At 66.7% G+C, this 20388-nt stretch carries 14 protein-coding genes; 3 read left to right on the plus strand and 11 right to left on the minus strand.

What is annotated here, in order from left to right; genetic code table 11:
• Positions 1 to 150 precede the first annotated feature (150 nt).
• From ACIBSV_RS23540 to ACIBSV_RS23550, 3 genes are all read left to right on the plus strand, one after another.
• Positions 151 to 1041 carry a transcriptional regulator gene (locus tag ACIBSV_RS23540; protein ID WP_395866508.1) on the plus strand — a complete coding sequence of 297 codons (891 nt, stop codon included), beginning with the start codon at positions 151 to 153 and terminating at the stop codon, positions 1039 to 1041.
• Between the two features lie 872 nt (positions 1042 to 1913).
• Positions 1914 to 3482 (plus strand): AAA family ATPase, encoded by a 1569-nt coding sequence (locus ACIBSV_RS23545; RefSeq protein WP_395866075.1) that lies wholly within the window; start codon positions 1914 to 1916, stop codon positions 3480 to 3482.
• 376 nt (positions 3483 to 3858) lie between these two features.
• Complete coding sequence (locus ACIBSV_RS23550) at positions 3859 to 4689, plus strand: hypothetical protein (RefSeq protein WP_395866077.1); 831 nt, start codon at positions 3859 to 3861, stop codon at positions 4687 to 4689.
• Positions 4690 to 4711: 22 nt separating this feature from the next.
• On the opposite strand, the gene ACIBSV_RS23555 is transcribed toward ACIBSV_RS23550, so the two are convergent.
• The 11 genes from ACIBSV_RS23555 to ACIBSV_RS23605 form a co-directional block, all read right to left on the minus strand.
• A complete protein-coding gene (locus ACIBSV_RS23555) occupies positions 4712 to 5911 on the minus strand; it encodes a DNA cytosine methyltransferase (RefSeq protein WP_395866079.1) in 1200 nt (399 codons plus the stop codon).
• A 479-nt stretch (positions 5912 to 6390) separates the two neighbouring features.
• Positions 6391 to 7640, minus strand: a protein-coding gene (locus tag ACIBSV_RS23560; RefSeq protein WP_395866081.1) for an IS3 family transposase whose coding sequence is annotated in 2 segments (ribosomal slippage) — positions 6391 to 7367 and positions 7367 to 7640 — 1251 coding nt in all. Because the reading frame shifts where the segments join, the coding sequence is not laid out codon by codon here.
• Positions 7641 to 8138: 498 nt separating this feature from the next.
• Entirely contained in the window at positions 8139 to 8312 is a 174-nt protein-coding gene (locus tag ACIBSV_RS23565; protein WP_395866083.1) for a hypothetical protein, read from the minus strand.
• A 338-nt stretch (positions 8313 to 8650) separates the two neighbouring features.
• Complete coding sequence (locus tag ACIBSV_RS23570; RefSeq protein WP_395866085.1) at positions 8651 to 10129, minus strand: hypothetical protein; 1479 nt, start codon at positions 10127 to 10129, stop codon at positions 8651 to 8653.
• A 1163-nt stretch (positions 10130 to 11292) separates the two neighbouring features.
• Positions 11293 to 12945: an SWIM zinc finger domain-containing protein gene (locus ACIBSV_RS23575; protein WP_395866087.1), complete on the minus strand. Its 1653-nt coding sequence runs from the start codon at positions 12943 to 12945 to the stop codon at positions 11293 to 11295.
• A 49-nt stretch (positions 12946 to 12994) separates the two neighbouring features.
• Positions 12995 to 13507 (minus strand): MarR family winged helix-turn-helix transcriptional regulator, encoded by a 513-nt coding sequence (locus ACIBSV_RS23580; protein WP_395866089.1) that lies wholly within the window; start codon positions 13505 to 13507, stop codon positions 12995 to 12997.
• Between the two features lie 72 nt (positions 13508 to 13579).
• Complete coding sequence (locus ACIBSV_RS23585) at positions 13580 to 14839, minus strand: flavin monoamine oxidase family protein (protein ID WP_395866091.1); 1260 nt, start codon at positions 14837 to 14839, stop codon at positions 13580 to 13582.
• A gap of 19 nt (positions 14840 to 14858) precedes the next feature.
• Positions 14859 to 16517 carry an amidohydrolase gene (locus tag ACIBSV_RS23590; protein WP_395866093.1) on the minus strand — a complete coding sequence of 553 codons (1659 nt, stop codon included), beginning with the start codon at positions 16515 to 16517 and terminating at the stop codon, positions 14859 to 14861.
• A 348-nt stretch (positions 16518 to 16865) separates the two neighbouring features.
• Entirely contained in the window at positions 16866 to 18344 is a 1479-nt protein-coding gene (locus tag ACIBSV_RS23595) for an amidase (RefSeq protein ID WP_395866095.1), read from the minus strand.
• 234 nt (positions 18345 to 18578) lie between these two features.
• On the minus strand, positions 18579 to 19424 hold the full coding sequence (locus tag ACIBSV_RS23600) for an ABC transporter ATP-binding protein (RefSeq protein WP_395866097.1): 846 nt from the start codon (positions 19422 to 19424) through the stop codon (positions 18579 to 18581).
• Positions 19421 to 20386, minus strand: coding sequence for an ABC transporter ATP-binding protein (locus ACIBSV_RS23605; RefSeq protein WP_395866099.1), 966 nt, complete (start codon positions 20384 to 20386; stop codon positions 19421 to 19423). The genes ACIBSV_RS23600 and ACIBSV_RS23605 overlap by 4 nt, the downstream gene beginning before the upstream one ends.
• Positions 20387 to 20388 lie beyond the last annotated feature (2 nt).

Genomic DNA, 20388 nt, shown 5'->3' on the forward strand with positions numbered 1-20388 from the left:
ACACTCAACCCTTCGGCTCCGCCAGTGTCGGCACCGCCTCCGGTGGCGACTGAGGGGCCGAACGACCTCGATGCCGCTCGTCTCATGATCTCCGGGCATCCTGCTCTCGGAGTACTGCTCGACAGCACAGCGTCTCCGAGTCGGCCCACGTTGCCCGAACTGACCGACCAGGTCAGCGAGGTTTGGGCATTGACCCATGCCGCGAAATTCGCGGAACTCAGCGCTTTGGTCGGGCCAGTCCTCGATCGTCTGGAGTCAGCGGCTCGCGTCGTGCGAGCTGAGGACAGACCGGCCATCCAGGCTCTGCTTGCACGTACCTACCAGGCGCTTGCCGCCGCGTTTGTCCGCCAGGACGAGGCGGATGCCGCATGGGTCGCAGCTGACAGAGCGATCCGAGCTGCCGAATTGGCCGGCGAGACGCTGCCAGTCTTCGCCGGGATCTACCGCCTGGCTCAGGCGTTCGTACGACTCAAGCACTTGGACCAGGCAGAGCATGCCGCAGCTACCGCGGTGCAGGCACTGAAGGCCCACGGCGACGCCGAGTTGGCGACCCCTGCAGGGCTCTCGGTACTCGGGTCGCTTCATCTGGTCCTAGCGCTGGTCCACGCTCGATCGGGGAGCCGGGATCGAGCACGGACAGAGATCGGCCATGCCCGGGACGTTGCCCAGCGTCTCGGGGTGGACCGAAACGATTTCAACCTTGAGTTCGGGCCGACCAACGTCGAGATCCAAGCCGTATCGACCGCTGTCGAGCTTGGCGACGCGGGGGAAGCACTCGATATCGGCGCGGGCATCGACGCCGAAGGGTTGTCGCCCGAAAGGCGCTCGCGCCTTCTCATGGACTTGGGCCGCGCTCACGCGCAGCGACGCCACGTAGGGGAAGCTGTGGACGCCTTACTGCGAGCCGAAGCACTCGCCCCCGAGACAGTCCGTAGCCACATTGCCGCACGCGCTGCGATCCGCGAACTGGTCCTCATCGCCGGACGCACCGCCCCGGCGGAACTACTCGCCCTCGCTGAGCGATCCGCAGCCATGGACTAGCCAAGGCGCAACGCAAAAGGGCCCACCGATGCCACATCGGTGGGCCCTTGAGGCTTCCGGGGAGTTTGCCGTGCGTGAGGCCCATCACATGGCTTGAGTGCTGTCGCGTTTCATGGAGTGTCCTCAAGTGTCCTCAGACGCCAACTGCCGAACGCGTCATGGGGCTTGGGAATCGAAGGGGATGAGCACCGGTACGCTGAGCGAGCACCAACTTCTCTCCAGGGCTTGCCGTGAGTCCCGGCCGGGCTCATGAGCGCCCGAACCAGCACAGGGAGAGAAGGGGGTGATTTCGCTGACGACGGCCGAGTGGCTCAGGAGGCGAGATCTACGCAGTCTTGCCGGGCGAACCGTAGAGGCGGGTCGCAAGTGGGGTTCCACGATCTACACGCTTTTACGTCTGATCTGGGACCTCTACAACGGCAACGGCCCTGGTAGCTAAGGCCACCAGGGCGCTGCGTTGGTGCACGCGAGGTCCCGCTTAGAGCTTCGGAGGCGCTGGCGGGGCCTTCGCGTTTTCGGGTCAAGGGCAGTCGCTGGTTCAACAACCGCCCCACTCCACGTCGTAGCGACGTTTCAGGAATCTATTCCGACACCGTAACAGTATCCGTCGATTGACCAACGAGCAGCTCAACCTCACCGGTCTCGCGCGCCCGAACCAGTACCGGCGACGAATGAGCGACGCAGAAGCCTGTTGAGGCAGCCCGCACCAGCCAGCACGCGGGTCAGAGCCGCAAGGGGCGCGAACCGAGTGGCCCTTCCAAGCACGTGAGCCTTGGCTTGACCGCGACGAGGGCTACAGGGGGCTCTCCTTGATCGAAGTAGTCGCTCCCAGACGCTGATTCGCCTTGGCTCCGGGCACTAGGCTCACGCGCGTGCCCGACGATGACAACCTGAGGAAGATCAGCAAACTGCTTGCTGACGTCAACCACTCCGCGACCACGGTGACCAAGTACCGAATGTTCGAACAGTTCTTGTCGGACCTGATCGGTGTCGCTCCGGGCCGTATCTACACGGTGTACGTCAGCAAGCCCGGGAACCTGAGTGTGAGAGTCGAACAGTCAGGACGGGCCAGGGACGCGGAACTCGTCGTGGCGTTGATCCCTCGTGACAGCGATGCCACTGCGGTCGCCAACGCCGCGCGGAGACAGACCGAGAAGAATGGTCAGGCGATCGTCCTTCTGAGGCAGCTTTCCGAGGACAGCCATGGGACCCAATGGGCTGTTGGAGAAGCGTTCAGCCCAAACGAGGCTGAAGCGCAGCGGAGTTTGCGCCAGCTGCGGGAAGAGCTCGGGGGGCCATCACCGGAAGTCGTGGCCACGCAAGTCCGCAGGCACATTGAGCAGAGTCAGATATTACTACCGACCGAGCAAGTGCGTCTCACGCCAGGATTTCCTCCCGAAATTACCGAAAGATCGCCGGACCCGATTGCCGTCCCTGCGATTCGCGTGGATGCACGCACACGACGCATGCTTGAGAGTGCAATCGCGTCGCATCGTGCAGTGATGCTGGTAGGGCCTCCGGGAACGGGAAAATCTTCACTAGTACGTGAGTTGGTCCGAAGTACAGAGGACGATCCCGGGCGCTTCGGGATGCAGCTCAGCCATGAGTTGACGACAGTCACCGCCGATGAGAGTTGGACTACACGTGAGCTGATCGGAGGGGACAGCGTTGATGACGATGGCAACCTGCGGTTCACTCCTGGTCACGTGCTCCAAGCCATCGAACAGGACAAGTGGCTCTTGCTTGACGAAGCCAACCGCGCGGACATGGACCGCATCTTCGGAAGCCTGCTGACCTGGCTCTCTGGTGAGCTTGGCGAATCGGTCACCGTGGGCCGGCTGTCCCCCACCAACACGACTGCGGTTGTGCTTGGTTGGACAGAGGAGGCCGGGTCCCGCACTCTCGATCTCGATGTCTCCACGGATCCAAAGAAACAGGACAAGCGCAAGGTCGGCTATCTGGCTGGCAGTGAATGGCGTCTGATTGGCACCTACAACTCGCTCGATGCCCAGCGCGTGTTCCGTTTTGGCCTCGCTCTCGGCCGACGGTTTGCGCAAGTCCCTGTTCCGGCTCCGACTGCCGAACTCTTCGCGGAGGTACTTGCCGAACATAGTGACGGCTTCGGGCTGCCCGAGGATCGAGCGGAGGAAGTGCTCGCGCTCATCGAGCGCATATACGGCGTCCACAGGGGCAACCCGGCCACAGCCATAGGCCCAGCCCTCTTTCTTTCGGTGCCTCGAAGTATCGCTGCGGCTCTACGGGCCGATCCTGATGGGGACTTGGACGAGTTCCTCGCCGAGGCTTACCTCTTGTGTTTCGGCCCGTGGCTCGCTCGACTGGACGACGAGGCCCTGGCGACCCTTGAGGAGTCGTTCGAGGCCCAGAACGTCCTCCACACACAGTGGGCGTGGATCCGCGATCAACTGCAGTGCCTCGGCTGACCGCGTGGCCGCCCAGGTAAAACACGAGGTTCCGCAAATCGGCCTGGCTGAGGTTCTCCGCAGCTGGAACAGCAAAGCGGACCTATGGAACGCACTTGCTGGTGTCCTCGACGACTGGTCGGACATCCAGTGGACGGATCTGGACGTCAAGCGTCGCGCGGAGCGGGTCCTGTTCGCGGAACTTCTACCGGTATTACAGGCGTGGCCTTCCACTACGACTGCCTGGACCGACGCGCTCCCCGCCGTGAGCCGCCGAACCAGACGGATCTCGCCCTCCCCGGGCCCTGGCGTGAGCTGGGTTGACACCCGGAACCAGGGGCCATGGCCCCCGGAACGATTCGTCGTACATGAGCGCGATCGAACTCCCGACCAGGCAATGGCCAAGACCCTGCGATGGGCGGTCGACCGGGTACTGGCCATCCGCAAAGCGGCCATCAAGGTGGAAAAGTCTCTTGAGACGATCGCGAAGCCACAATTCAAGGCAGCGGCAGCACTCAAGGAAATCGCACCCATCGCATCCGCGACGGGTGAGGCGCCGACCCGTCTTGAGCTCGCGGCCCTCATGCGTTCCGGTTCTCCGTGGACCACTCTTGCGCAGACTGCGAAAATCCTTCAAGATTCGGACTCGGCGAGTCTGTTCGATTTCGCCCGCCGCCATCTGCTGCCCGTCGACGAACTACGGTGGCGTCTATTCCACCTGGGCGTGCTCGGCGTTTTGTTGGCATCTTGTCGCGAGCACGGTTGGCGCCTCACGAGTCGGAAACCGCTGTCAGCAAGCACCCGACCTGGCCCGCATTACGAGCTCACCGAACCTGACGGAACCGTTTGGCAGCTTTGGTTCGAAGCGGACAACATGTGGGGCTTCTATGGCCTGGAGACGGCATACCAAGGCATCAGCTCCGCCGTATTTGCCGACGATTCGCCGATGGGAGCGGACATCGCGATCGTACGGCCGGGAGAGGCGGCCTTTCTCTTCGAGTGCAAGTACGGCAAAGCTGCGTACGTAAAGCGTGACGGATTCCATCAAATCTCGACCTATATCGCCGAGGCGAGCGGGACCCTCGCTCCACATGTCAGAGGGTTCGTCGTGGGCCCGGATGATGTGATCCCGACAACAGCCACTGTGCAACTCGGCGGGGGTGATATCACGTTTGTTGGCCCCCGGCATCTATCGAACTTCCTGCCAACAATTCCCATCGAGATCTAGCCGGACGGACCCGCGTTCACGTTCAGCAGACTGCGGCCACAGGAGTGGGAGCCGTCAGTCGCACATGGTCGGCCATGTCCTCTCGAAAGCCTGGATGACGACCGAGGTTGGTCGTTTGCAACCGGCTCCAGAATCCGTTCGCGGCGCGATAGGACAGCGGAGTCGCCTCGTCACGCGTGAGGACATCCAGCAGGTGCGTGTACTTGCCGATGGCGGGAAACTCACCCGCTTGCACCGCGAAGACGCGTCCGCTCTCGCCCCAGGCCGCGCTTGGCCAACCGCCCTTGCGCACCAAGGCCGTGTCGAGCGCGTTCTCGTACGACCCAGGGTCGAAAAGGCGAGACGCAAGCCAGGCGGCGACGGGGACGGTCACAGCGTTCCCGACGAGTTTCCAGCGTGGGCCGTTTCGACTCCCTGTGACGGCCGCTGCCGAAGTCCAGCCGCGGTCGAATCCCTGAAGGGCTTCCGCGTCCTCGATGGTAGGCAAGACGAATTTAGTGCCGGATTCGGCGGACGGGATCCAAATCGCGGGAGGCGAAGGGATACCCAGCCCGGAGCCACCTTTGAAGGTGGGAATCGCGTCCTGGGCCCAGCCAACTCCGCCACGACCCTCGGTCCAATAGAACCCGTAAGCATCCTCGTTGAGCTTCGTGGTGTCGAAGATCTCATCGCCGTTGAAAAGGACCGGTCGTGGGTCTTCCGTGCGAGACGCGAGCATGAGGACCCGTCGACGGCGCTGGGGAACCCCCGTGAAGCGAGAGTCGACGACGCGGTAGGCCCAGCGGTAGCCCAGGGTCTCCAGTTCTCGGACGAGGTAGGCCATGGCCTCACCCTTATCCAGCGTCAACATGTTGGGGACGTTCTCGATGAGAATCCAGGGGAGCTTAGACCCCTCGGCCTCTGCCAGGCGCAGCGCGGCGAACACATGTGACACAAGGCCGGACTGGGCGCCGCGGATCCCTGCCGTGCGTCCCGCCTGGGACAGGTCTGTGCACGGGAAGCCGGCAGCCAGGATGTCCAGGTTCCCGGGAAGACTCGTGAGTGTCTGCACGTCGTCGTGGAACTCGACGTCCGGAAAACGGTGCTGAAGCACTGCTTTCGCGGGGGCCCACGAGTCGCACAGCAACTCGGTCTGGAGGCGGTCGCCGAGGGCTTGACGGAAGCCGTGCTCGATGCCTCCGATGCCTGCGAAAAGCCCAGCCATTCGGATCGAGCCGGTCACTCTGAGTCTCCTTCCTGGGGGTCTTGGACAGCCCCGACAGTACAAGAGCTGAAGGGAAAACTCGAGCCCAGTGCAGGAAAACCGCAGCTCGATGTGGCCGACCGGTGAGTTATTCCCTTCTGTGGGTGATGGTGGGCGGACCGGATGAGCGGCCTGTTGCGCAGGCGTTGCGAACCGCGCGCCCATGGGTAGCGTCCCAGGCTGCGCGATAGCAGTCGTGCTTTTGGTGCGAGGAGGAAGCGGGCAGGTCACACCGCCTCATGGGTCACTGACGTCCTGACTCCACGTGCTGACAGCTGCTACAAGGCTCAACTTCTCAGAGACATGGCATCTGTACCCGGAACGCAGATCGGGGGTGGCAACTACGGCGCCTACAGGCGACCACACCAAGCTGGCGATTGATCTCACTCGGGATCGCGGTTGTTGTAGGGCCCGACAGGCCTGCGCGCCACACATCGCTATGAACCGCTCCGGGTTCGTTAGAGACTCGGGTGTGTGGCGATGACCTGTGGTTTTGGCTGTCTCTGGTAGTGCTTGGCTTCGTGTTCGGCGGGTGGGACGTGGCCGATCTCACCGTGGAGGCGGGTGTGGTTGTACCAGTCGATCCACTCGGCGGTGGCGAGTTCGACGGCGGCCAGGGTGTGCCACGGGCCGCGGGGTTTGATCAGTTCGGTCTTGTAGAGGCCGATGGTGGATTCCATCAGGGCGTTGTCGAGGGCGTCGCCGACGGTGCCGATGGATCCGGCGGTGCCCTCGCGCGCCAGGTGGGCTGCGAGACGGAACGACGTGTATTGCGAGCCGGCGTCGCTGTGATGGATCAACTCCCCGTGCCGGACGGAGTGTTGCGCACGGTCGCGTTGCCACAGGCCCATTTCGAAAGCGGAGAGTACGAGGTCGGTGCGCTTGTTGGTGGCGGCCGACCAGCCGACGACGCGGCGCGAGAAGGTGTCCACGACGAACGCGACGTAGACGGTGCCGGCCCACGCGGCGACATGCGTGAAGTCCGCCACCCACACGCGGTTCGGCGCCGACGCGACGAAGTCGCGCCGCAACAGGTCCGGCGCCCGCGCGGCGGTCGGGTCCGGTTCGGTCGTGCGGACCTTCCGGCCGCGGACGGCGCCGGAGAGCCCGGCGTTCTTCATCAATCGGGCGACGGTGCAGCGGGCGACGTCGGTGTGGCCGCGGCGCTTCAACTCCGCCCAGACCTTGCGAACGCCGTAGACGCCGTAGTTGATCTCGTGGACGTTCTCGATCAGGGCGGTCAATTCCGCGTCGCGAACGGATCGCGCCGCAGGCGTGCGTTTCTTGTACGCGTAGTAGGTGCTCGGGTGGATGCCGCAGTCGTGTGCGGTGAGCACGCTGCAGATCGGCTCGACTCCGCCGAAGCGGTCCCGGTGCTCGTCGATGAACGCTACGAGCGTGTGTGTGGCCGGTCGAGCTCGGCCGCGAAGAAAGACGCCGCCGCCTTCAGGATCTCGTTCGCGCGCTTGAGCTCGGCGTTCTCCTTTTTCAACGCCTTGAGTTGCGCGGATTCCTCCGTCGTGGTCCCGGGTCGGTGACCGGCGTCGACCTCCGCCTGGCGTAGCCAATGGCGCAGCGACTCGGGCCCCACATCGAGCTTGGTGGCGATCGATCGGATCGCCGCGTGCTCGGACTTGTACTGGTCACGGGACTCCAGCACCAGGCGCACTGCCCGCTCTTTGAGTTCCCTGGGATAGTGCTTCGGCATGATTCGTCCGATTCTCTCAAGAATGAGAGTCTCGATCAAACTCGGAGCGGTTCAACCGAAGCATGCGTCTGTAAGCATGCACCGCCCACCTACGCGACGGCGTTTTCCCGATGAACGCCTCCTTGCCTGAAGCAGGATGAGCGGGACTGCGGCCGGTTGCCGGGACGTGACTGGCGGCTGCGGCAAATACGCGGCGAGGCCTGCCAGGGCACGCACAACACCCCTTGATGCGCTTGTGCGTCGGCCCACTGACCTGAGACAAACTCGGAATACCTTCCAGGGCCATCGAGAGCGTGAAGACACACGCAGTATCTGCCCTTAACGAGGGGAGCCCGGCGCCGATCGGGCAGAACGTACAGCGTGAGCCCGGCCCGCCAAGAACTGTCAAAGCAGGCCGTTCGCGCTCTCATTCGAGCCGCGTTGCCAAGGTCTTCCGCAGTCGCGACGCATCCATCGGGATCACGCATCCAGCACTGACTGGTCAGCGCGTAGATCCTGTTAGCTCTTGGACTGCTTGCGGCGGGATGACACCTTGAAGTCGTCCCCACCGGTCCCTTCGGCCACCAACCGAGCGATGAATTCCAGCGCCAAGGCTTCCTGTAGCCATGGGGTCGCGCGCACGATCTCCGAGAGCTTCTCAAGCGCCAGCTTTTCGGGTAGCACGCCAGCCACGGTGGGGGTACCGTCCCCCAACCGAACCCCTCGGTCACAGTCCAAGAAAAGTTCGACTTTCGCTCCCCCCCTCCGTCGAATGCTGATGTCGACGCCGGCCTGCTCTGCCTCACCGATGTGCAACAAGGTTCCCCCAATCTCGTTGTGGACTGCGGCGATTACACCAGAACGGGACTCACAGCCTCATCCCGTGACTCAACTGAGCAACGACGTACGTCGGGGCTTGGCCTCTTAGGTGGCCAGTGAGTAGACAACCGCCAGGGCGGCGACCTCTTTCCCTCGGCCTTCCAATTCGACCCGACCGCACCCGCCTGACTCGCGTGCCTCTTGTAACGAAATCAGCCAGTGAGTGCCTTAAAACGCTCCCGCAAGAGCGGATAGTCGTCGCGATTGAGTCGACTGGCCGGCTTGGCCTCCAACTCCTCCGGTTCACGCTGTGCCTCTTCAACATCATCAACAAGTCGTCGCAGATCATCGTCATCCAGGGTGAGGACATAGCCACGATGGTCCAGCGCGGTGTCCCGACAACGCCTCAAGAATCGATCCTTATCCTGGAAACTCCTGCAGACGAGGAGCCCCACATTGCCTCGCAAAGGTGAAAAACGGGACGAAATCTGGTCGAGCTCGGGATTTTTCAGTTCACCGCCATAGTTCTTGCATTCAACGTATACGTATCGAGCCACGATCTTGTGTCGCGTGAGCCAGTCAAAGAACCCACTTGCCGCGTTGTTTGTGTAACTTATATCTATCCTCTTCCTACCGTCATGAATCTCTTCCTCCATCTCTGGCATACAAAGAGAGGGGTAGAGAAGGGCGCTTAGAAGCGCCTCCACTCGGTGATGGTACAAGTGGGCCGCATCTCGACCTCGGGGCGTCGAAACCACCGCCTTGAGCAGGTTTTGATATTCCGGCAAACCCCCACCGACAACCGCACTGAGATCTTCATGTGTAAGAGGTCTGGGCGGGACTGACTTTTTCACATCCTTGTAGTGCCTAAAGACAGTCGGGCGCTGCAACGACATGTTTGTAATATCCGGCTTAGTAGTCCCATAGTGCGCGGCCAAGTCTTTGGTGAAAACTCTTCGCTGGCCATCTTTAAGGGTCTTCACCAGGCGACTCTTCGGGTTGGCCAATTCCTCGCCCTCCAAAACAGGGGCGAGATGATGTGCAAAATATTCATCCCTGGAGAGGTGAGGTGCGCGCCGTACAATCACTTTAGGAACAAGTAGGAGCTTCCCTCCTTCGGTCATGGGAAGATCGACATACCCGTCCTCCCATTCGCGGGTGATAGTATTCCAGGTCGGCCCGCTCCACACTTCCTCCATGGAGATATCGAAAAACTTGCACATCTGGTGGGTATACGCGATCAGGGGACCTCGAATAATGTTGGTAGTGATATCAGAGATGATATCCTGACCGACTTTCTCGATAAAGAATGCGGTATCTTCGAGATCCTCAATCAGCCCAGTATGGGCGGCCCTGCTCTCCGCAAGTTTTGCAGCGAAGCGCGTACCCATTTCGGTGCCCATGCCCCTGCCAGCAGATTTACCCTTTGATATACCCAGGTGCGTCTCGTTAGGTTCACGTAGGTTGCCCAGCAAGTACCGCGTCCTCGCCGAGTCCTTGGTTTTCACCGAATCAAGCACGCTGTCGAAGAACGTGGTGAGCATGCGATCGCATTCTTCCCCCCACTGATCGGGAAGCCGATGGATCGTGCTCGGGTCTATGTAAACCGCGACGTCGTTTAATGTGTCCACGTCAACGAAGTCCAGTGCTGGCTGTCGCCGCCCCAGCTGGAAGAATTCCGAGATCCTCATGCCGCCCCCTCGCGTCCAGCACCCCATGTCGAGCCACCGGTGATCAAGGCATATCAGCTCGGCACGACACAGACACTTTGCGTGACTGGGGCGGCAAGCCGCAATACCCGCTCCGTTGTGCATGTGTCCTGCTGAGGCGTCGCGCCGTCCCTCCGACTGACGGAGACGCAGCAGAATCCGGGGCGAGCGCTTGATCCACCGAGCTTGCATGTAGATCAAGAAGCCACTCGAACGTCGATAAGGCGGGCCTGCTCTCAGCAGAGGAAGGGGGCGCGACCGTCTGCGCGCCAGGCTTGCGCCAGGGTTCGATCCGAAGACACTGACGATGCGGCTCCGCCGCAGGTCAGAGCGGTTTTGGCGCAGTGCCCTCCGGAGCCGTGTGCGCAGGTTCGAATCCTGCCAGGGGCACACAGCGTGAACAGTCTCAGCAGCCACGATCACTCGTGAGCTGCTGTTTTTGTTTTGGGGCTCTTTTTTGCCGTCACGATGTGTGGCGCGCGGCGAGGTGGCGGCAGGCGTAGGACCGCCGCTGTGCCATATATGCGCAATGATCTTGAGGGCGTTTCCGCGGGTCACAGTGCGTATGCGGTGTAGTCGCGGCGTGGCCCGGACGCGACGGAAGGCCCGGGTCGCTCCGGGGCTTCCTGTTATGTCCTTGTTCGCGTGCTGCTTCAGGCCTGCTCATCGTGTGCGTTGCCGTTGTCGGTCCGGGGCTTGTCGTTGGCCGGTCGGGTCGTGTGTGGGGGCAGCGGTCCCAGCTCGATTCCGTTGGGGCGCAGTCGGTCCGAGCGGGTGCGCTGTTCCGGCCGAACTCGCCGCGAACGCCGCGAACGCCGCGAACGTCACGGCCCACGGGAGGGGAACCGACCACGGCTTCGAACTCAGCACCGCGATCGAGTCGTCTCGGGCAGAGTCGGCCACGTTGCGCGTCGAGGTCTCGGACCGGCGTGACGGGATGCCGACCATCCGCCCGACCTTTCCCGTCGACACCGCCGACTCAGGACGAGGTCGGCTCCCTGTCTGCGCTCTTGCGAACAGTCGATTGGCTTGCGGGGCAGGGGACTGCGGATGGTCGCCATCAACGCCATGATCCGGAAGCTTGGCGGACAGTCGCGTCCAACTCCGGGCGGACTTGGGGGAGTTCATTCGGACGTTTCCGGCGATCAGATGAGGCCGTGGCGGGCGAGTTCGGTCATCAGGTTGCGTTTGCGGTGGTGGGTGGTGTGCAACTTGGTGAATGCGGCTTCCCACAGGGGTTCGCGGTTGGTGGCTTGGGCGGTGTCGCGGGCGCGGGCCAGGAGGTCTGCGGCCTGGGCGTAGGCGTGTTTGGTTGTGGTTTTGATGAGGGCGGTGGCTTCTCGTAGGTAGATCTCGAGGGCGTCATCCGGGCGGGTGGTTCGGCAGGCGTCGGCGAGGTTGAGCCATTGGGTGCGGGTGGCGCCGAGGGTTTCGGCTGCGTGCCAGGCTTCGGTGAATCGGTCCTCGGTGAGGAGGATGTCGATCAGGGCTTGGGCCGCTCGGGCGCGGGTCTGTGGTTGTTCGGCCGCGTCGCGGAGTGCTTGGAGGGCCTGGACGCGGTAGTGGTCGGCTTCTCCGGCCGCTGCTGCGGCTTCGAGGAGTTGTCGGTGCGCCGGGACGCCGAGTCGGTGTCGGAACTGGTCCCAGCGGACCTTCAGGGCGTCGGCGTAGCGGCCGGCGGTCGTGTAGCGGTGGGTCAGGTAGTCGGCGAGCCTGGGCTCTTCCGGGTGCTCGGCGGTGCCGCGTTCGGCCCAGGTGAGGGCCTCGTCTTCGCGGCCGGCGTCGGTGAGTGCGTCGGCGATGCGGAGGTAGGCGTAGCCGTGGGTGAGGTCGGTGGCGAGTGCTTCGACGAGGGCGTCGGTGTCTTCCTGGGCCTCGGCCAGGTCTTCCCGTAGGTGCTGGATCAACCATCCGTCTCGGTTCCCGGCGGACTCGGCTTCGCGCAAGCGCGCGGCGTAGTGCGCGATACCGGCGTCCCCCAGCGGCTGCGTGTAGTCCTGGATCGCCAGTTCCGGCCAACTGTGGTTCGCGAGCTGGAACGCGAGGAGCCAGTCGGCCAGTTCGACGGGATCGGGTGAGGCCGTCGCGCACGCTTCGGCGTGCAGTTCGACCAGTGCCTCGCCTTCCTCGGTGATGCCGCCGTCGGAGTCGTCGATCGCCTCGATGGCGGCGCCGATCAGGGCCAGGGCTCGGCCGGCGAGGTCGATGACGGCGACATGGTGGCCGGCGGCGGACAACTCCCCCAGCGTCTCGGCGATGTCGGCGACCGCCCCGGCGTAGGTGTGGGCGCCGTGCCGGTCCAGGTAGCCGTAGGTGCGCAGCGAGCGGCCCAGGTGCTCGCGGATCGCCGCGATGTCCGGGCCGGCACCGGCGTCGGTACGGGCCGCGCGCAGGTGGAGGCGGCGGCGCAGGTCGGGATCGCTGCCGGCCGCCTCGTCGAGGAGGTCGACGAGTTCGCCGTGGTCGAGCGAGGCGAGATAGGCGCGCAGATCGATCGCGGCGCCCTGGGGTTCCCCGACCGGACCGGCCTCGGCCGTACGCAGGAAGACCAGGCCGACCGCGACGCAGTGTTTGCAGAAGTAGCCCTGGTCGCCGTACGGGCAATCGCACTGACCGGTGAGATCGTCCGACCCGAATTCGAGGACGACGTCGTAGGTGTCGTTTCCGTACACCACGGCGGTGATGACACCGGGGCCGTCCTCGGTCAGATTCGCGACCGCGTCGAGGTAACCCTCGCCGCGCTCGAACGACTTCGATCCGGCGGCGTCGAGGAGGTCTTGCTCGGTGAATATCGACACAGCCGACATCAAACCGCATCCGGCCCGACCCTCGATCTCGACCTCGCTTCTACCCGCCGAGTGTGCCGGACAGCCGGCGCAGCGCCTTGAGCAGGTTCGCGAGGTCGGGAGCGTCCGCGAAGAAGGCCGCGTCCGCCGCTTCCACCGCCTGCATGGCCTTGGCGGCCAAGTCGCTTCCGGGGGTGGTGATGTGGAGGAGCTTGGCTCTGGTGTCGGTCGGGTCGGTCGCTCGGGTCAGGTAGCCCTTGGCTTCCAGGCGGCGCAGGACCGGGGAGACGGTCTTGACGTCCATGCCGGCGTGGGCGGCCAGGGTGAGTTGGTTGGGCTTGGCGCCCTGGGTGTCGAGCCAGTACAGGCTCGCCAGGAGCACGAATTGAGGGTGGGTCAGGTCGAGCGGGCCGAGGGTGGCCGCCATCGTGCGCTGCCAGCGCAGCGTGGTGTGCCACAGGAGGAAGCCGGGGCTGTCTTCGGCGGTCAGCGGCATGTCGGCCCTTTCGACGTCGGGATCGGCCTCCGGGTCAGGATCCGACACGATTATCTGTGCGTCGACTATCTCTGTCATGGGTATCTTGACATGGCCAAGGGGTGGACATCGTCTCCTCCGCAGACGACGCCCACCCCGGTCGGGTGCCCGCTACGCGAGCAGGTTCCGCACCGCCTCCGCCGCGTCGTGGCCCGAGAGCACCGCGCCGTCCATGTAGCCCTGGGACGTGCGTGCGATGTCGCCGCCCGCCAGGACCACCCGCCCGTGTGGCTCCCGCGCCGCCGCGAAGAGGGGCCGCTGGCCCGGGCGGGGGGCCACCCACGTGCCCCGCGCCAGTGGGTCGGCGGACCAGTCGTGGGTGAGTACCTCCAGGACACGGGCGTCCGGGTACAGCTGCCGCACCGCCGTCTCGATCGAGGCCCGGTCGGTCGGGTCGAAGCTCTCGGCGAGGCCGAAGACGACGGAGACGTCCTCCCCGGCGTTGTACACGGCGAGGACGCCGGGCGGCCAACAGCCCGCCTTGGTGTCGACGGGTATCCCGGTCGTCCGGGCCGCCACCTTCACCGAGCGGCCGGCGTGGCCCTGCTCGGCCAGTGCCGCCACCGCCGCCGGCAGCGCGGGCTCGAAGGCGATCGCCGCCCACGTGTTGAGCGGTGCCGCGACCACTGCCGCGGCGGCCGGCACGGCGCTGCCGTCGGCCAGCCCGAGAAGCACGCCCGGCCCCTCCTGACGCACCGCCACCACCCGCGCCCCGAAGCGCAGTTCGGCGCCGAGCGAGGCCGCCATCGCCACCGCCACCGCGTCCGCACCGCCCGCCGCCCGCTGATCCTCGGCGCCGAACGCCGCCGCCGGGTCGCCGCCCAGCGCGACGATGTCCTCGATCACGCCCACCGCCGAGTACTCCTCGGGGCGCGCGCCCATCAACGCGGCGCCGAGCACCGACAGGTACGCCGCCGCCCGCGCCGGTAGGCCCTCAAGCAGCTCGCCGTACGCCACGTCCAACCCGTCCGGCGCCTGTGAAGCCGTCAACTCTGCTGCCAACGCCGTGAGTTCCGCGACAAACCGCTCGTACGCGGCCAGATCCGCCCCGGTCAGCGGCATCGCGCCCTCGGACGCCTCACCGTCCAGCAACCACACCTGCCGCGCCGCGCTCTCCCGTGCCGGGGCCAGGTCCACGCCGTAGCGTTCGTACTCGGCCATCAGCGCCCGGTGGTACTCCGCCGAGATCCACTCCGCGCCGAGGTCGACCCGAACTCCCGTACCGGGGAGGACCTTCGACCATGTCCGGCCGCCGACCCGATCGCCCGCCTCCAGGACCACCACGCGCAGCCCGGACGACGCGAGCTCCCGCGGTGCCACCAGACCGGCCAGTCCCGCGCCCACCACCGCCACGTCGTAGGCCGTGCTCATCGGCCCCCTCCCTCGCGGTTCACAGACCCTCTCCCGTGTACACGGCCGCGCCCTCGACGTACGTCGCCAGCACGCGCGTGTCGCCGATCTCCGCCGGCGCGCCCGCGTACGGGTCGCGGTCCAGGACGACCAGGTCGGCGAGCTTGCCGACCTCGATCGTGCCGGTGTCGTGGTCGCGGTGGTTCACGTACGCCGTGCCCACCGTGTAGGCCGCGAGCGCCGCCGTGAGGTCGATCCGCTGCTCGGGCAGGAAGATCGTGTCCGACGGCTCCGCGACGGCCGGCAGCACCCGGTTGACCGCGGTGTGGATGCCCCACATCGGGTCCGGCGCGCTGACCGGCCAGTCGCTGCCCGCCGCGAGGGTCGCGCCGGAGCGCAGCAGGTCGCCGAACGGGTATTGCCACGCCGCCCGTTCGTCACCCAGGAACGGGATGGTCAGCTCGTCCATCTGGGCCTCGTGCGCGGCCCACAGCGGCTGCAGGTTGGCCGTCACGCCCAACTCCGCGAAGCGCGGCACGTCGTCGGGATGGACCACCTGGAGGTGCGCGATGTGATGCCGGTGATCCGCCCGCCCATTCGCCGCGAGCGCCTGCGCGAAGCCGTCCAGCGCCTCGCGCGCGGCCCGGTCGCCGACCGCGTGTACGTGGACCTGGAAGCCGTGCGCGTCGAGCAGCGTGACGTGCTCGCGCAGCGCCGCCGGGTCCACGAAGCTCAGTCCGCTGTTGCCGGTGTGGCAGCCGCAGCCGTCGAAGTACGGGTCGTTCATCGCGGCCGTGAAGTTCTCCGCGACCCCGTCCTGCATGATCTTCACGCTGGTGGCCGCGAACCGACCGACCGACGAGGACGCGCGGAGGTCGAGAAGCCGCTCCAACTGCTCGGCGCCCTGGTCCCGTTCCCACCACAGCGCGCCCACGACGCGCGCGGTCAGCTGCCCCGAACGGGCCGCGGTCAGATAGGACTCCAGCGGGTCCAGACCCGGATGCGCCGAACCGACCATCGCGTCCTGCCACGCCGTCACGCCGACCGAGTGCATCCGCGCCTGGCCCGCGAGCAGCGCGCGCAGGCCGTCGGCCGCGTCCAGGCCCGGGACGAGGTCGCCGACCAGCGCGGTCGCGCCCTCGTGCAGGGTGCCCTGCGGGGTGCCGTCCGGTTCGCGCTCGATCCGCCCGTCGGCCGGATCCGGGGTATCCCGTCCGACGCCCGCGAGTTCGAGCGCGCGGGTGTTGACCCACGCGCCGTGGCCGTCGGCGTTGATCAGGAACGCCGGGCGATCGGGCACGATCGCGTCCAGTTGCTGCCGACTGGGCGTACCGCCCGCGAACGCCTCCATGTTCCAACCGCCGCCGCTGATCCACTCCTCGTCGGGCCGGGCGGCCGCGTACGCGCGGATCAGGGCGAACGTCGAGTCCGCGTCCCGCGCGTCCGAGAGGTCGCAGCGGATCAGCGTCATGCCCGCGAGGGCGGGGTGTACGTGCGAGTCCTGGAAGCCGGGTACGAGCGCGCGGCCGGTCAGGTCGATCACGTCGGTGCGCGAACCGATCAACCCGCGCACATCCGCGTCGTGCCCGACGGCCACGATCCGCCCGTCGCGCACAGCCACCGCCGTGGCCCGGCGACGCGCGGCGTCGATCGTATGGACCGAACCACCGCGGAAGACGACATCGGCAGGGGTGGACATGGAACTCCTTGTACCGAGTTGCGTTGAAAAGAATGAAGAGAGGAAGACCGAACCCGACGAAGACCGAACGCGAAGCAATCCACGAACGCGCAGAGAACGCGAACGAACGCGAGAGGACGCGAGAGGACGCGAGAGGACGCGAAATGAACGCGAACGGCGAAGAGAAGGAGGGGGAGGAGGTGGAGCCCGCCGAGCAGCGCGAACCCGGTCAGGAGATCGAGCCCGCCGAGCAGCCCTGGCCCGATCGGTACATCGAGTCCGACCGGACCAAACACCCCAAGGAGCCCGAGCACGCCGAAACCCGAGCCCGACCCGGCTCCGAGCACCGAAGGCCCGAGCCCGATCCCCTCAGAGCGCCGGAATACCCGCACCCACGTAGTCCCACGGCCGCACCCGCTCCAGCGCCGCCGCCACCCGGAACACCGTCGCGTCGTCGTAGAACCGCCCGACGATCTGCACCCCGGTCGGCACCCCGCTCGACGCGTGGCCCGACGGCACGCTCAGCACCGGACAGCGGCTCGCGATGTTGAACACCGTGGTAAGTGACGCCTCGAGGTAGTGCTCCAGCTCGACGCCGTTGATCGTGACCTTGGTCGAGGTGTAGTCGTCGTCCGCCAGGTACGCGGGGATCCCGACCGTCGGGCACAGCAACACGTCGTACCGGTCGAGCAGTTGCCCCACCTCGGCGTGAATCGCGGCCTCGCGCTCCAGGCCCTCGAGCAGGCCGCCCCGCTCGGTGGCGGCGACCGTTTCCTCGACGAACCTGAGCGTGTACGCGTTCAACCGGTCGCCGTGTTCCTCGGCCACCCCGCGCACCCACGACCCGAAGATCGCGCCGAAGTGGATCAACGCGGTGTCCAGCACGTCCCGCCGGGTGATGTTCACCGGGACCTCCTCGACGATCGCGCCCGCCGCGCGCAACGCGTCCGCCACGGCGCGCGTGTTCGCCTCGACCTCGGGGTCGACCAGCCAGTCCCCCAGCGTGATCGAGAGCGCCACGCGCAGCCCCTCGATGCCCTCCGGAGCGGTGGGCAGGACCAACTTGGGGCTGAGCGATACGCCGTCCAGCGGGTGCGGGCCGGCCAGCACGTTCTGCAGCAGCACGCAGTCGGCGACCGTGCGCGCCATCGGGCCGTCGTGGCAGTACGTGTCCAGGTTGAACGGCGCCAGCGCGGGGACCCGGCCGTACGGCGGCTTGAACCCGACCGTTCCGGTGAACGACGCGGGGATGCGGATCGAGCCGCCGATGTCCGAGCCGGTCGCGAGCGTGGTACTCCCGGCCGCGAGCGCGGCGCCGGCGCCGCCGGACGAACCGCCCGGCGAGAAAGCCAGGTTCCACGGGTTGCGGGTGATGCCCCACAGCTCCGAGCGGGTGAACGCCGCGCAGCTGAACTCGGGGGTCGTGGTGCGCGCGTGCACGATGCCGCCGGCCGCGAGCACCCGCTCGACCACCGGATGCGTGACGTCGGCGACCTCGGCCGCGAACGGCACCGAGCCCTCCGAGGTGATCCGGCCCGCGATGGGCTGCTCCTCCTTGGTCGCCACCGCGAGCCCTTCGAGCGGTCGCGGCGCGTCGCCCTTTCCGGCGTAGCGGGCCTCCGCCGCCCGCGCGCCGGCCATGGCTTCGTCGTAGATCCGCTCGGCGAGGCAGTTCACCCTCGGCTCGACGGCCTCGGCCCGCTCGATCACGGCGGTCATCAACTCGACCGGCGAGAGCGAGCGGTCCCGAAAGCGCCGCAGCGCCTCGGTCGCGGGCAGGTAGGCCAGCTCGTCGACCACAACCGGGGCGCGCTCGGTCCCCGCGGCGAAATCGGTCTCATTGCTCATGACTGGGTCACGTCCTTCCGGGTCACGTCCTGCACAAGGTCACTGCAAAAACTCACCGCGCGGTCACTGCACAAGGTCACCGCGAGGTCACTCCGCGAGGTCACTCCACGAGGTCACCGTGCGAGATCACCACGAGGTCACTGCACGAGATCACTGCGCGATGCCGGCAAACGAAGCCGGCAACGGCGGCCCCGAGGCCCTGGCCCCGAGGCCCCCGGAGCCCATCGCCCAAGCTCACCGCGTGCCCTCTGCGGCCAGCGCCCGGCGATCGGCCGCGATCCTGGCCGGGTCCCACCCGACCCGTGGCACGGAGTCGAGCAGCAGCCGGGTATACGGGTGTCGAGGATTCGTCAGCACCTCATTGGTGCTGCCGGCCTCGACGATCCGGCCGGCCCGCAGGACGACCACGTCGTCGGTGATGTGCCGGACGACCGCGAGGTCGTGGCTGACGAACAGGAAGCCCACCCCCGCGTCCCGCCGGATCCCGGCCAGGAGTTCGAGGATCTGCGCCTGGATCGACACGTCGAGCGCGGCGACCGCCTCGTCGAGGATGAGCACCGTCGGCTCGGCCGCGAGCGCGCGGGCGATCGCGACTCGCTGGCGCTGACCACCGGACAGCGCCTTGGGCAGCGCGGTCGCCTCGCGCGCGCCCAGGCCGACCTGGTCCAGCAACTCCGCCACCCGGGCCGCCCGCTGATCCTTCGTCAGCGTGCCGAAGTGCAGTCGCAGCACCTCGTCGACGCACTCCCCGACCGCGATCCGCGGGTCCAGCGACAAGTACGGGTCCTGGAAGACCATCTGGATCTCGCGCGCGCGGGCCAGTCGTTCGGCGCGATTGCCGGTCCGCGTGGCGCGCTCGTGGCCGCCCACCCGGATGCTGCCCGAGTCGGGCGTGGCCAGGCCGACCAGCATGCGCGCGGTCGTGGTCTTGCCGCAGCCGGATTCGCCGACGATGCCGAGCGAGCCGCCCGGCGCGAGCGTGAACGAGACCCCGGCCACGGCGGCGTGGTCGCCGAACGACTTGCGCAGATCGGTGACTTCGAGCGTGGTGTCGGCCGTGCGGGCGGAGCGGCTGGTCACGTCAGGATCCCCTCGTCGGCGCGGAAGCAGGCCGCGTAGGCGTCGTCGTGCCGGGTCAGCGCGGGTGCCTCGTCCGTGCACCGCGGCTGTACATGCGCGCAGCGCGCGGCGAACGCGCAGCCGGTGGGGGCCTCGGCGAGCGAGACCGGGCGGCCCGGAATGGGCTTGGGCGGCCCCGCGTCCGGATCGAGCCGCGGCGTCGAGGCGAGCAGGCCGGCGGTGTACGGGTGCCGCGGCTTCGCGAACAGGCCCTCCGCGGTCTGCGTCTCGACGATCCGGCCCGCGTACATGACGTAGACCCGATCGCAGACCGCGGCGGCCAGTTCGAGGTCGTGGGTCACGAACAGCATGCCCGTGCCGCGCTCGGCCTGGAGTCGGGTCAGGATCCCGATCACCTCGGCCTGGGTGGTCACATCCAGCGCGGTGGTCGGCTCGTCGGCGAGCAGCAGCGACGGCTCACCGGCGAGGGCCGCGGCGATCACGACCCGCTGGAGCATGCCACCGGAGAAGTGGTGCGGGTGGCGCCGCATCGCGCCCTCGGGGTCGCGGATGCCGACCGCCTCCAGGAGTTCGAGCGCGCGTGCCGCGGCGATCGCGGGCGCGGTGCCGGCGGCGCGCATGCCCTCGGTGAGGAAGTCGCCGACCCGGCGCATCGGGTTGACCGACGCGCGCGGGTCCTGGAAGACCATCGCCACCTCGCGCGAGCGCAACGAGCGCAGGCTCGCCTTGTTCAGGCCGAGCACGTTCCGCCCGTCCACCCGGACCTCGCCGCTCACCCGTGCCTTCGCGGGCAACAGCCCGAGTACGGACCGGCACGCGACCGACTTGCCCGAGCCGGACTCGCCGACCAGGCCCACGCTTTCGCCCTTTTCGACGCGCAGAGACACGCCGTCGAGGATCGGGCGCGCGGCTCGCCCCTCGGGCAGACGCACCGTCAGGTCGTCGATTTCCAGAAATGCCATGG

The organism is Embleya sp. NPDC050154 (genome assembly GCF_044460165.1).
Classification (GTDB): domain Bacteria; phylum Actinomycetota; class Actinomycetes; order Streptomycetales; family Streptomycetaceae; genus Embleya.

Excerpts from the sequence above, each read along its gene's own strand:
- ACIBSV_RS23550 (WP_395866077.1), top strand. The coding sequence starts at position 3,859 with ATGGCCAAGACCCTGCGATGGGCGGTCGACCGGGTACTGGCCATCCGC.
- ACIBSV_RS23570 (WP_395866085.1), bottom strand. The coding sequence starts at position 10,129 with ATGAGGATCTCGGAATTCTTCCAGCTGGGGCGGCGACAGCCAGCACTG.
- ACIBSV_RS23580 (WP_395866089.1), bottom strand. The coding sequence starts at position 13,507 with ATGACAGAGATAGTCGACGCACAGATAATCGTGTCGGATCCTGACCCG.
- ACIBSV_RS23585 (WP_395866091.1), bottom strand. The coding sequence starts at position 14,839 with ATGAGCACGGCCTACGACGTGGCGGTGGTGGGCGCGGGACTGGCCGGT.
- ACIBSV_RS23590 (WP_395866093.1), bottom strand. The coding sequence starts at position 16,517 with ATGTCCACCCCTGCCGATGTCGTCTTCCGCGGTGGTTCGGTCCATACG.
- ACIBSV_RS23595 (WP_395866095.1), bottom strand. The coding sequence starts at position 18,344 with ATGAGCAATGAGACCGATTTCGCCGCGGGGACCGAGCGCGCCCCGGTT.
- ACIBSV_RS23605 (WP_395866099.1), bottom strand. The coding sequence starts at position 20,386 with ATGGCATTTCTGGAAATCGACGACCTGACGGTGCGTCTGCCCGAGGGG.